Annotated in this window: 11 protein-coding genes; 6 read left to right on the top strand and 5 right to left on the bottom strand. The window is 57.8% G+C overall.

The window, feature by feature from the left end; genetic code table 11:
• Positions 1–3 precede the first annotated feature (3 nt).
• The 3 genes from ACR0IM_RS00900 (at position 4) to ACR0IM_RS00890 (ending at position 1,731) form a co-directional block, all read left to right on the top strand.
• Positions 4–435 carry an RDD family protein gene (locus ACR0IM_RS00900; protein ID WP_480593564.1) on the top strand — a complete coding sequence of 144 codons (432 nt, stop codon included), beginning with the start codon at positions 4–6 and terminating at the stop codon, positions 433–435.
• Between the two features lie 75 nt (positions 436–510).
• Complete coding sequence (locus tag ACR0IM_RS00895) at positions 511–1,335, top strand: arginyltransferase (protein WP_480680555.1); 825 nt, start codon at positions 511–513, stop codon at positions 1,333–1,335.
• 6 nt (positions 1,336–1,341) lie between these two features.
• A complete protein-coding gene (locus ACR0IM_RS00890; RefSeq protein WP_480593556.1) occupies positions 1,342–1,731 on the top strand; it encodes a VOC family protein in 390 nt (129 codons plus the stop codon).
• A gap of 132 nt (positions 1,732–1,863) precedes the next feature.
• Here the strand turns inward: ACR0IM_RS00890 and ACR0IM_RS00885 are convergent, their stop codons facing one another.
• The 3 genes from ACR0IM_RS00885 to ACR0IM_RS00875 all read right to left on the bottom strand — a co-directional run bounded on the left by ACR0IM_RS00885 (position 1,864) and on the right by ACR0IM_RS00875 (position 6,366).
• Positions 1,864–4,218, bottom strand: coding sequence for a TRAP transporter large permease (locus ACR0IM_RS00885; RefSeq protein ID WP_480593553.1), 2,355 nt, complete (start codon positions 4,216–4,218; stop codon positions 1,864–1,866).
• Positions 4,219–4,235: 17 nt separating this feature from the next.
• Positions 4,236–5,162 (bottom strand): TRAP transporter small permease subunit, encoded by a 927-nt coding sequence (locus tag ACR0IM_RS00880; RefSeq protein WP_480680554.1) that lies wholly within the window; start codon positions 5,160–5,162, stop codon positions 4,236–4,238.
• A 121-nt stretch (positions 5,163–5,283) separates the two neighbouring features.
• A complete protein-coding gene (locus ACR0IM_RS00875; protein WP_480680553.1) occupies positions 5,284–6,366 on the bottom strand; it encodes a TRAP transporter substrate-binding protein in 1,083 nt (360 codons plus the stop codon).
• Between the two features lie 249 nt (positions 6,367–6,615).
• On the opposite strand from ACR0IM_RS00875, the gene ACR0IM_RS00870 reads away from it, so the two are divergent.
• A complete protein-coding gene (locus tag ACR0IM_RS00870) occupies positions 6,616–8,049 on the top strand; it encodes a cache domain-containing protein (RefSeq protein WP_480640188.1) in 1,434 nt (477 codons plus the stop codon).
• Positions 8,046–8,684 carry a response regulator transcription factor gene (locus tag ACR0IM_RS00865; RefSeq protein WP_480593543.1) on the top strand — a complete coding sequence of 213 codons (639 nt, stop codon included), beginning with the start codon at positions 8,046–8,048 and terminating at the stop codon, positions 8,682–8,684. Before ACR0IM_RS00870 ends, ACR0IM_RS00865 begins: the two co-directional genes overlap by 4 nt.
• Before the next feature lie 81 nt (positions 8,685–8,765).
• Here the strand turns inward: ACR0IM_RS00865 and ACR0IM_RS00860 are convergent, their stop codons facing one another.
• Complete coding sequence (locus ACR0IM_RS00860; RefSeq protein ID WP_480680552.1) at positions 8,766–9,149, bottom strand: bleomycin resistance protein; 384 nt, start codon at positions 9,147–9,149, stop codon at positions 8,766–8,768.
• Positions 9,150–9,194: 45 nt separating this feature from the next.
• Positions 9,195–10,040, bottom strand: coding sequence for a HalD/BesD family halogenase (locus ACR0IM_RS00855; protein WP_480680551.1), 846 nt, complete (start codon positions 10,038–10,040; stop codon positions 9,195–9,197).
• 424 nt (positions 10,041–10,464) lie between these two features.
• On the opposite strand from ACR0IM_RS00855, the gene ACR0IM_RS00850 reads away from it, so the two are divergent.
• On the top strand, positions 10,465–12,216 hold the full coding sequence (locus ACR0IM_RS00850) for an acetolactate synthase 3 large subunit (RefSeq protein WP_480593534.1): 1,752 nt from the start codon (positions 10,465–10,467) through the stop codon (positions 12,214–12,216).
• The last annotated feature ends 9 nt before the right edge of the window (positions 12,217–12,225 follow it).

Genomic DNA, 12,225 nt, shown 5'->3' with positions numbered 1-12,225 from the left:
TGAATGACTCACCTGCCTGATCCAGACAACCAACCCGAATTCTATCAATCGGTTGCAACCAAGCGCTTTGTTGCATGGCTTTTTGACATCGCCTTTATCTCACTGCTGTGCATCGTGCCGGTTTTTCTGACATTCGGCGCGGGGCTGTTCTTTTTACCGCTGATCTATGGAGTGATCAGTTTCGTCTATCGCGTCGTCACGATTGCCAACGGATCGGCAACGCTGGGGATGCGGTTCATGGGGATCGAACTGCGCGACGCCTTTGGATCTCGCATGGATACGGGTAAGGCCGTGGCCCACACTGCCGGATATTTCATCAGCATGGCGTTTTTCGTGGTTCAGATCATTTCCGTCATAATGATGCTGACCAGCGCGCGCTGTCAGGGCCTGACCGATGCGTTCCTCGGTACGGTAATGATCAACCAGCGGGCATAAAAATCAGCCGATTGAATCACTTGGCGGCTCAAGGAACCGTTGTTATCATCCTATCTCAGGAAACACGGAACCTTCATGCGACACACGCTGCCAATCGCGCCGCAATTCTATGTGACGGCACCCCAGCCCTGCCCTTACCTTGAGGGCAGGATGGAGCGCAAGCTGTTCACCGCCCTGCAGGGCGAAGGGGCCGATCAGCTGAACAACTCACTGTCGCAACAGGGGTTTCGCCGGTCTCAGAACGTACTTTACCGCCCGTCCTGCACCGATTGTGCAGCCTGTCTGTCCGCCCGCATCGACGTCTCGGCCTTTCGCCCCAGCAAAAGCCAGAAACGCACCGCCAAACGCAATGCGAACCTGCGGCGCCGGGCAAATTCGCCTTGGGCAACAGATGAACAGTACGATCTGTTTCGCCGCTACCTCGATAGCCGCCACGCCGATGGCGGCATGGCCGATATGGACGTGTTTGAATTCGCCGCCATGATCGAAGAAACCCCGATCCGCAGCCGCGTGGTGGAATATGCCGACCCCGAAACCGATCAACTGATTGCCGTCAGCCTGACCGACGTTCTGGATGACGGGCTTAGCATGGTCTATTCCTTCTATGACCCGGAACAGCCCCAAAACTCGCTGGGCACCCATATGATCCTCGATCATATCGACATCGCGCGCGAGGCTGGCCTGCCCTATGTCTATCTCGGCTATTGGGTGCCTGGCAGTCCCAAGATGGGATACAAAGCGCGTTTCTCGGGGCTTGAGGCCTATATGCAGGGCAATTGGAACCGCGTCGACAATCCGGCCGCATTGGCCGAGGCCAGCCATCACCCCCTTTCTACGGCCCCAATCGCGGAACAGGTCGCAGGCATTCAGCTGCCCGACCGCCACCCGACCAAAGGGTGATCATTCATGCATCAGAGCCTACACGCCGTCACCCTTGTGGTGCCGGATTACGATACCGCCATCGCATTCTACACCCGCACACTGAGCTTCACCCTGACGCAGGACATTGATCTGGGCGGCGGTAAACGTTGGGTGCTGGTGACACCTCCGGGTTCAGCCGGTGCCTCCCTATTGCTGGCCCGGGCTGACGGTCTGAACCAGACCGCCGCCATCGGCAATCAGACCGGAGGACGCGTTGGCTTCTTCCTGCAAACGGATGACTTTGACCGCGACCACGCCGCAATGCGCGCCAAGGGTGTCCATTTCGAAGAAAACCCAAGACACGAACCCTATGGCACAGTTGCCGTCTGGCGCGACCCTTTCGGCAATCGTTGGGACCTGATCCAGTTCACCTGATCCACCTTTCCTCCGGCTAAAACACCTCGGGGTTAAATTGGCTGCAGGCCAAGAAGGGGCTGGTCCCTTCCGCAATTCACCAAAGCAAAGGGGGCCATATGGCCCCCTTTTCTATTTAATCACAGCAACATATCAGTTTGGGATCAGATCCGGTACGATGGTCACAATCGACGGGAAGAACCACAGGATCGCAATCCCAACAACCTGAATGATCACGAAAGGCACGATACCGCGATAGATATGACCTGTTGTCACCTCTTTCGGCGCGACCCCCCGCAGGTAGAACAGCGCAAAGCCGAACGGAGGCGTCAGGAACGAGGTCTGCAGGTTCACCGCCACCATGATCGTCACCCATTTCGGATCGAATGACCCGCCATAGATCACCGGACCCACAATAGGGATCACGATGTAGATGATTTCGAGGAAGTCCAGCACGAACCCAAGAATGAACAGCACCAGCATCACGATCAGGAAGACCGTGAACTCGTTGTCAAAGCTCTTGAGGAACTGCTGGATATAGTGCTCACCTCCGAACGAGATCACCACAAGGTTCAGCAACTGCGACCCGATCAGGATGGTAAAGACCATCGAGGTCACCTTGGCCGTCTCACGCACCACCGGGGTCAGCACTCCACTGGAGAACAGGACCCAGCAGCCGTAGATCAGGCCAAACAGCGCATACAGGTACGTTGCATAGGCCAGAACGAAGGCAATCCAGGTTTCCACCGTTACGTTGCCTTGGTTGACGCGCAGATCGAAGTTTACACCCAGAACAAGGCAGATGATGACGGCAAAGGTCGACCAGATGATCACTTTGCCCGAGCGCTCCTGATCCTGCAGCTTGCGATAAGCCGCCAGCATGATCGCCCCGCCTGCCCCCAGCGCAGCCGCCGGTGTCGGGTTGGTGATACCCCCAAGGATTGATCCGAGCACTGCGATGATCAGAACCAGCGGCGGGAAGACCACCCGGATCAGATCGTTGCTCGAACACCGTATCGCCGCCTCCTTAGACCCGTAGATGGCCAGCGCAAACGGTACCGCCAGCAACAGGAACGTGGCCCCGGACGAGGTCGTCGGCGCGATCAAGACCAAATCAACCAGCAGCATCAGCAGCAGGCCAATGGTGCCGACGATCAGCGGCTGCGGCGATTTCGACGGTGCGATACCGCGTCCCATCAGCAAGGTCAGACCCAGCAGCACCACAACCACGGCAACACCATTGCCAATCGGAGCAGCCGCGGCAATCTTGGCTTCCAGAGCTGAGGCCAGTTCTTCCTCGCTCAGGCGTGTGGACGCGGCCGTTCCACCGGCTGCGTCGATAGCCTCTTGCTCGGCTACGGCCTGATCCCATGCAGATTGCCCGTGCAGCTCGATCATCGATGCCTGACACTCCGCCGACACGTTGGTGCGCAGCGAGGCGCCGGCGCCGATATCCGAAAACGCAGAGACATTGATATTCTGGCTGCCTATCACACCGGCGCTGCCCAGCAGAACCGCGCCCACGATCAGCGCGACCGGCGCCCCCAGAAGCCAGGTCAGCCCTTCGGCACGGGTGATCGGCTCACCGCTTCCGCCCGTCATCTCAACCGCTGGTGCCTTTTCCGGGTTCAGCAGCGCATAACCAAAGGCGTAAAGCGCATAGAGCAAGGCCAGCATGATCCCCGGCAATAGCGCCGCCTGGAACAAAGTACCCACCGAGACAACAGCAGGCTCACCCAGATAGGTCAACGCATCGGTGCATCCGGCCTCAACAGCGCGGGTTTCCTGCGCGGTGGAATACAGATCTCCGGCCAGCGTGCCTAGCAGAACGATCACGATCGAGGGCGGAATGATCTGTCCCAGCGTTCCCGAGGCCGCAATCACACCAGTCGCCAGTTCTGGCGAATAGTTGTTCCGCAGCATGGTCGGCAGCGCCAGCAGGCCCATGGTCACAACGGTCGCGCCCACGATCCCGGTCGAAGCCGCCAGAAACGCGCCCACAACCACGATCGACACGGCCAGACCACCCGGCAGGGGGCCAAAGACACGCGCCATCGTGGTCAGCAGGTCGTTGGCAATCTTCGAGCGTTCCAGCGTGATACCCATCAGCACGAACATCAGCACAGCCAGCAGGGTCTCGATGGATTGACCTGCCAGAACACGCTCGTTGATACGGTTCACGATGAACGAGACGTTGCGGTCCAACGCGGTTTCCCAACCCTGCACAAAAACCGGCTCGGCGATCCTCGGTAAGTCCGGATATCGGAACACGGAAACGGTATCGGGTTTAACCCCTGAATTGACCAGATCCCGATAGGCTTGTGATCCGGTGTCAATCGCCTGGTGGATCAACAGCCCTGCACTGTCCAGCGCCGCGATGATCCCGAAGGAAATGATCCCTGCCCCACCAATGGCAAAGGCCACCGGAAAACCGGAAAGGATGCCTCCGAAAAGGCAAAAGAATACGATAATGAGGCCTATCTCGACGCCATCAAGTCCGAATAGCATTGTCTTGGTCTCCGTCCTTAATGTGCGCCTTCGTAGGCTTCTTCACCCTCGCCAAGGGTGTCCTTGTCGAGGTATTTTCCAACACTGTCCGGTCCTTCAACGTATTCCAGATACGATCGGTACAGGAAGGCGATCGCGTGCAAGAACACCATGGCCGCGAAGCAGACCAGCAGGATTTTGAATAGGAAATAAGCGTTGAATCCGTTTGGGCTGAACCCGATGGTTTCCACGTTCCACCGCAGCGCGCGGGACTTCGCGATCAACCGATCCAGCGCGTCACTGGCCGATGGTTTCGGTACGATCAGGTGCCGCCACATGAAATACCAGCCATACATCCATGTCAGCACGGCGATGGGCATCATGAAAAACAACGATCCCAGCATATCGATCACGCGCTTGGCCCGGTGGCTGATCCCGGCATAGACCAGATCGACACGTACATGACCGCCCTGAACGAAGGTGTAGGTGCAGCACAGGCAAACGACCATCGCGTTATAAAGCTTCAGCTCTTCCGCGTACCAGCTGATGTCCTGATTGAACGGTATGCCCAGACCAAAAGACATGTCCGGCCGCGCAAACACCCGTTGCATGAAAACGATAACGATTTGCTGAATCACCATCAGCAGTCCCGCCCAGGCAAAGAAACGCCCCGTCGTGTTGGCGAACCCTTCGAGGACGCGCACCATCGCCCACATGAAGCTCCGGTAGTAGAACCCGATGGCCGTCAAAACCAGAAAGAAGGTGAATACCACAAAGAAGAACTCGACCGATCCGCCGTAATAGACAAAGCGCATGATTGCTTCTTTGTCCGACCAGTTCAGCCAGAGTTGCGGATGCGTGATGGCGTATCCGAAATTATAGAAGGCTTCGGCGATGTTCTGAACGAACCAGATCAGTCCGTTCCACAGGGCGCCAAAGAACGAGATACCGTTATCGTCCTGCATGTTGTCCCCAGGTCGTATCGGTTGCACTGCTATTGTTTGCGGCTTTGTCCGAACCGCGCATGTGCAACAGGAAAGGTTTCCCCACTATTGCGGGGAAACCAGTCTAGCATAGTTTCAAGAATTAACCGCGTACGCGGTCGCGCTGCGTGGTGTAAGCACCCGACGACAGGTTCAACCAAGCCGACGACGCGGCCATCGACGCCATCGCGCTGTCGTGGATTTTCTTGAACAGTTCATCACCCATGTTTTCATCCAGAACTTCTTGGCTGGCCTGACCGAAGGCATCCCAAACGCTGTCCGGGAATGCCAGAACCTTCACGCCACCCGACTGCAGACGCTGCAGAGCGGCACCATTGTTGGCAAGGAATTGCGCCAGGTTCCACTGGTGCGCTTCGGCGGCGGCAAGCTCGATGATCTTTTGCTGCGCCGGGGTCAGCTCATCGAAGACATCGCGGTTGGTTGCCAGGGAAAGACCCGCTGCCGGCTCGTGGAAGCCCGCTGTATAGAAAGTCTTGGTGATTTCCTGGAAGCCCATCTTTTCGTCGGCCCATGGACCGATCCATTCGGTGCCGTCGATCGCGCCCGAGGACAGTGCCTGGTAAACTTCGGAACCGGGGATGTTCTGAACGGATGCACCCAGCTTGCCCAATGCCTGCCCGCCAAGACCCGGCATCCGGAACTTCAGGCCCTGGAAATCTTCGGGGCCGTTGATCTCTTTCGAGAACCAGCCGCCCGCCTGCGCGCCGGTGTTCCCGGCGAGGAAGGATTTCAAACCAAAGATTTCACCCAGTTCGTCATGTAGCTCCATGCCGCCGTCATGGTAGTACCAGTTCACCTGTTCCTGCGCGGTCATGCCGAAGGGAACGGCGGTGAAGAAGGCATAGCCAGGGTGCTGACCGACGAAGTAGTAGTCAGCCGCGTGATACATATCGGCCTGACCCGACGATACGGCGTCAAAAACCTCAAACGCGCCAACCAGTTCACCGGCGGCTTTGATGTCAATCGTAAGGCTGCCATCCGACATCGTATTAATGCTGTCTGCACACCGCTGCGCGCTGTCAAACACACCTGCCGCACCACGACCCCACGAGGTCACCATGGTCAGGGTACGATTACCCTGCGCATAGGCCGGAGCTGCCAGCGTGGTGGCCGCAGCTGCCGAGCCGCCCAGAGCAGATGTTTTCAGAAATGAACGACGATCCATATGAGTGTTCCTCCCCTACATATTCTAAACCCGGACAAAAATCCGGGCGCAGTCGTTGTCAGTGCGCGTCAGACTAAGGGGCAGGTCATGAATGTGAATACCTATTACTGCGTAGACGGCCGGGTTTTTCGGGCCTCAACGACTGAAAACGCGCAAGTTACAAAGAATTCCCAAGATTTCTGGCCAATATAATGCGCGTGTGACCCAAAAATTTTGCATTTTCCCGCGCGCTTGCGTATCGATTCGACCATGAGGGGACTTCGAAACCTGATCTCACTGACCTATGGCCAGAAGCTGTCGCTTGTTGCGGCAATTCCACTGGTCGTGGCCGTGGCAGCAATTGCGTTGCTGGTCGCCCATGAATCCCGCGCAACCGCCGAGCGCGAGATTCAGGCGCTGGAGCGCCGGTTGATCGAAGCCAAGAAAGAAGAGCTGAAGAACTACGTCACGCAGGCCAGGAACGGTTTCGCCTATATCTACGGACGTGCCTCGCCTGATGATCATGTCGCCAAAAAACTGGTAACGCAGATCCTGTCCGCAATGATCTACGGGAAAGACGGATTCTTTTTCGTCTATGACTATGACGGCAACAACCTCGTTAGCCCGCGTCAAACCGAGTTCATCAACCGCAACTGGGAGGGCCTGACAGACAGCGACGGCATCCCGATTGTGGACGAGTTCATCAGCCTCGCCCGGCAAGGGGCTGGTTGGCACAGCTTTATGTGGCAAAAGCCTTCGACCGGGGAAGAGGCGCAGATGATCGCCTACGTCGTCGGCCTGCAGGATTGGCAATGGGCCGTCGGCACCGGCGTCTTCATCGACGATATCGTGGCGACCGTCGCCAACGCCCGGGCAGAAGTCGAAGCGCGCGTACAGCGCACCTTCTTGTATATTGGTGGTATCGTTGTGGCCGCCGTGCTGATTGTCTTTGCCTCGGGCATGTTGCTCAATGTCCGCGAGCGACGGCTGGCAGATGCCAAGCTCAAGGAACTGACCCAGCGGGTTTTTGACGCGCAGGAAGAAGAGCGCGGCCGCGTAGCGCGCGAATTACACGACGGGATCAGCCAAATTCTTGTCGGGGTTCGTTACGCGCTGGACAACACAAGGCGACGGATGGATCGCGGAGACGATGATGGCGCCCGCGCGCCCTTGGACAAGGGCATCGACCACCTCGGCACCGCCATCACCGAAGTCCGCCGCATCAGCCGCGATCTGCGCCCCGGCGTCTTGGACGATCTGGGCCTCGGCCCCGCCCTGAAAACGCTGACCGACGATTTCCGAGAACGCACTGGGATCGAGACCGAGTTCACGACGGTGGTGTTCCGAAACCGTCTGGATCAGGACAGCAAGATCGCCCTCTACCGCATCGCGCAAGAGGCCCTGACGAATATCGAACGCCATTCTGGCGCAACCCGTGTTAATATCGACCTGCGCGGCCATAAAAAAGGCGCCACGATGCGCATCACCGACAACGGTCGGGGCCTGCCCAACGGACAGGGTCAGGCAAGCACCGGGATCGGGTTGCGCAACATGCAGGAACGTATCGAACAGCTTGACGGCTCCCTGCGCATTCTGTCATCACGCGGCCCGCGTGGCGGCACCGTGATCGAGGCCAGTCTGCCGCTCAGCCACCTGCTCCCGCCGCGGGAAGATGCATCTCCGAACCGAAAGGCCGGTACATGACAATCCGAGTACTCATTGTAGACGATCACCCGATGGTGGCCGAAGGGATCCAGTCGATCCTTGAAAGCTATCCCGAAATCGCGGTAGTCGGCACGCTCGGCACTGGTCAGGAGGCTGTTGACCAGGCTACAGACCTTTCCCCTGATGTCATCCTGATGGATCTTAACATGCCTGGTCTCGGCGGTCTCAGCGCAACCGAGATGATCCTCGAGCGTTTGCCCAACACCCGCATCCTGATCCTGTCGATGCATGACAGCCCGGAATACATCTCGACCGCGCTCAGCCACGGTGCCAAGGGCTATGTGTTGAAAGACGTCCCGACAGACGAGATCAAACAGGCCATCGATGCTGTGATGCGCGGCGAGCAATACCTGTGCACCGGGGCAAGCGGATCACTGGAACCCAAGAAAGACAGCGCACGCGAGGCGCTGACTGGGCGCGAACAGACGATCCTGCTGGAACTGGCACAGGGTAAATCCAACAAAGAGGTCGCCCTGGCACTGGAAATCTCGGTGCGCACGGTGGAAACCCACCGCAAGAACATCAAGCGCAAGCTGGGGATTTCCTCCACCGCCGGCCTGACCCGCTACGCTCTTGAACATGGGGTACTGCAAGGCACCAGCCCAGGCTTCTAGGCGCACCCGCAGCGCGGCACGCGCTGCCCGGCCCAACCGGCGGAGATGTGCCGCAGGCGCGTTGACAGCGGGCGGGAGCGCCTAACCTCTCGGGCGGATGTCCTGACCAAAAAACACCAGCGTGCCATCTTCGTCGATGACATGAAACTCGCGTTGCTGATAGGGCTGATCGAAAGGTGGGCGCACCCGTCCATTGGGAAGATCTGCCAATCGCGTACTCAGGTTCTCATACAGTTCGTCGATCCCATCCACATCTATGTAAAACGATTGATCATCCCCCAACGGCAGGCCGTCGTCGCGCGGTGGGCATTCCAGCAACCGGATGGCCACAGAGCCCAAAGACAGGAACGCGTAATTGTCCTGCCGGAACCCGCAGGAAAACCCCAAACGGTCGCAATAGAATTCAATCTGCTTCTGCAAGGATGAACACAGAACAAAAGGCGTAAGCTGCAATATCTCTGGCACCAGTACCTCCGGCCGCAGAATAACTCAGCCATAGCCTAGCACATCTTAGTCCAGCAACTGATCCTTTCTCAGCCCCTCTCGTTCATGATGACGCGGCAAAACCCGCCCATAGAGTTGCTGCGTGCGTTCGACGCTGCCGCACATCCCCTCGGCCTCGACAAACGAGAATATCCCGACATAGCGGTTGCGCGCGCCCTCTACCGGAGCCACCCGGTGCAACGCATATCGCCCCTTGAAGATCTGCAGATCACCCGGCTGCAGTTTCAGTTCACGCACTCTCGACATATCCCCGTCCAGAATGGACGCCACTTCTCTGAAATTCTCATCCGCAGCAGTTCTCAGGTTTGGGACATATTCAAATGCTCCCCCGGCCTCACCGTTCTGAATGGCCAAAGTGACAGTGTAGTTGTTGGTGTCGAAATGCCACGGGAACCCCTGCCCCTCTTCCACCACGTTGATGATCACATCGGCCAGTGGATCGTCGTAGCGAAAGAACCGGTCATCAGTTTCATTCAGAGCGTCACGTATAAACGGCATGAAGCCCTCGAACTCATATATGCGACGTAATGGGCCGGTTTGGGGAAAGTTATCTGCCGGAACAAACGCGTTCGAGCGGTCGAAGAAACGGCGTATCGGGTGGCCGATCCCAAAGCTCGGATCATCCTTGGTAAAATAGGCGTTTGTCCTGTTGAAAGACCGGTGCGCCCGGGGCGCGACAGCGACTGCTTCTTTGACCAGCGCTTCAAGCCCCGCCTCATGGGCAAACCTTGGCAAAACCGCGCACCCGTCCTCATCCAATTCCCGTCGCAGATCCGAAATCAACTGATCATAGGCGCGCGAGCCCGGGCAATCGATGGGATATCGACCAAGATCCACCAAATCCGCCAACATGAACCACCTCCCTGAACGCACTCTTTGGGAATAGCGTGCATCAGGGACAGGAGGGCCTCATGTCAGTTTAAGACATTGCACTGGCGTAATCTGACAAGTGTGAATTCGGATTCTCTCCCTTCCCACAGACCTTAATTGGCGGATATTCCCAACCTGCGTCAATCTGCGCAATAAAATGTCGCAAAATCCACCCATCAGGTTACAAAATTGGTGCAATTGACTGTTGACGCCCCGTCGCACCGCTCATAATGTCCCAGCACGCAAAAAAGGAGCCTCTGGCGATGAAAGCGCTAGTCGTAATCGTAGGAACAACGCGCATGGGCCGGTAACGGTAAACCATAATCGAACCCATGCGCCTCCGAAAAATCTCGGGGGCTTTTTTTATGCAAAACGCAAGACACATGTCGCGAACGGAGCAAAGCAGATGACACGTGAGATGACCGGCGCAAAAATGGTGGTTCAGGCCCTCAAGGATCAGGGCGTGGACACGGTATTCGGATACCCCGGCGGCGCCGTGCTACCGATCTATGATGAGATATTTCTGCAGAACGACATCCGTCACATCCTGGTGCGGCATGAACAGGGCGCGATCCACGCCGCTGAAGGTTATGCGCGGTCGACAGGCAAACCCGGCGTAGCCCTTGTGACATCCGGTCCAGGCGCGACCAATGCGGTGACGGGTCTGACGGATGCATTGCTGGATTCGATCCCAATCGTAGTTCTGACCGGACAGGTCCCGACCTTCATGATCGGCTCTGACGCCTTTCAGGAAGCCGACACCGTTGGCATCACCCGCCCCTGCACCAAGCATAACTGGCTGGTGAAGGACACGGATTCGCTGGCCGATACCATTCACGAGGCGTTCCACGTCGCCACCTCGGGCCGCCCCGGTCCGGTGCTGATCGACGTTCCCAAGGACGTGCAGTTTGCCTCGGGCGAGTATTCGCCCCCCAAACCCTCGACCTCGCACTATCAGCCGGTTTTGAAAGGCGATCTGGAAGAGATCACCGAACTGGTCGCAGCTATGGAGACAGCAAAGAAGCCCGTCTTCTACACCGGCGGCGGCGTCATCAACTCGGGTCCGGCGGCCAGCCAGTTGCTGCGCGAACTGGTGGACGCAACCGGATTCCCGATCACCTCGACCCTGATGGGTCTGGGTGCCTATCCGGCATCGGGTGAGAACTGGCTGGGCATGCTGGGGATGCACGGGTTGTACGAAGCCAATCTCGCGATGCATGACTGCGACCTGATGATCAATATCGGCGCGCGGTTCGATGACCGTATCACTGGTCGGATCGACGCGTTCTCGCCGAATTCGAAGAAGGCGCATATCGACATCGACCCGTCATCGATCAACAAGGTCATCCGTGTTGATATACCGATTGTCGGCGATGTAGGCCATGTGCTCGAGGATATCCTCAAGGTCTGGAAGGCACGCGGTCGCAAGACCGACGCGGCCGCCGTCAAGCAATGGCAGGCACAGATCAGCGACTGGCGCAAGGTCAACTGCCTCGCCTACACCAACAGCGAAAAGACCATCAAGCCGCAATACGCGCTGCAACGACTTGAAGAGCTGACCAAAAACCACGACCGTTACATCACCACCGAAGTTGGCCAGCACCAGATGTGGGCGGCGCAATACCTCGGGTTTGAAGATCCCAACCGCTGGATGACGTCGGGCGGCCTGGGCACGATGGGCTATGGCTTCCCTGCCTCTGTTGGCGTGCAGATGGCGCATCCGGACGCGCTGGTGATCAATGTGGCCGGTGAAGCCTCGTGGCTGATGAACATGCAGGAAATGGGCACCGCGGTTCAGTACCGCCTGCCGGTGAAACAGTTCATCCTGAACAACGAACGTCTTGGTATGGTCCGCCAGTGGCAGGAGCTGTTGCATGGCGAGCGGTACTCGCAATCGTGGTCCGAAGCCCTGCCCGATTTCGTCAAACTCGCCGATGCGTTTGGCGCCAAAGGCATCCTGTGTTCCGATCCCGCCGATCTGGATGACGCGATCATGGAGATGCTCAACTATGACGGCCCGGTGATCTTTGACTGTCTGGTTGAAAAGCACGAGAACTGCTTTCCCATGATCCCGTCGGGCAAAGCGCATAACGAGATGCTGCTGGGCGAGGCCGAGACGCAGGGCGTGATCGATTCCAAAGGCTCGGTGCTGGTTTAAAATTCGACG

The organism is Ruegeria sp. BF6, assembly GCF_056538665.1.
This window is presented reverse-complemented; position numbering and strand designations above follow the sequence as displayed.

Excerpts from the sequence above, each read along its gene's own strand:
- ACR0IM_RS00900 (WP_480593564.1), top strand. The coding sequence starts at position 4 with ATGACTCACCTGCCTGATCCAGACAACCAACCCGAATTCTATCAATCG.
- ACR0IM_RS00895 (WP_480680555.1), top strand. The coding sequence starts at position 511 with ATGCGACACACGCTGCCAATCGCGCCGCAATTCTATGTGACGGCACCC.
- ACR0IM_RS00890 (WP_480593556.1), top strand. The coding sequence starts at position 1,342 with ATGCATCAGAGCCTACACGCCGTCACCCTTGTGGTGCCGGATTACGAT.
- ACR0IM_RS00885 (WP_480593553.1), bottom strand. The coding sequence starts at position 4,218 with ATGCTATTCGGACTTGATGGCGTCGAGATAGGCCTCATTATCGTATTC.
- ACR0IM_RS00880 (WP_480680554.1), bottom strand. The coding sequence starts at position 5,162 with ATGCAGGACGATAACGGTATCTCGTTCTTTGGCGCCCTGTGGAACGGA.
- ACR0IM_RS00875 (WP_480680553.1), bottom strand. The coding sequence starts at position 6,366 with ATGGATCGTCGTTCATTTCTGAAAACATCTGCTCTGGGCGGCTCGGCA.
- ACR0IM_RS00870 (WP_480640188.1), top strand. The coding sequence starts at position 6,616 with ATGAGGGGACTTCGAAACCTGATCTCACTGACCTATGGCCAGAAGCTG.
- ACR0IM_RS00865 (WP_480593543.1), top strand. The coding sequence starts at position 8,046 with ATGACAATCCGAGTACTCATTGTAGACGATCACCCGATGGTGGCCGAA.
- ACR0IM_RS00855 (WP_480680551.1), bottom strand. The coding sequence starts at position 10,040 with ATGTTGGCGGATTTGGTGGATCTTGGTCGATATCCCATCGATTGCCCG.
- ACR0IM_RS00850 (WP_480593534.1), top strand. The coding sequence starts at position 10,465 with ATGACACGTGAGATGACCGGCGCAAAAATGGTGGTTCAGGCCCTCAAG.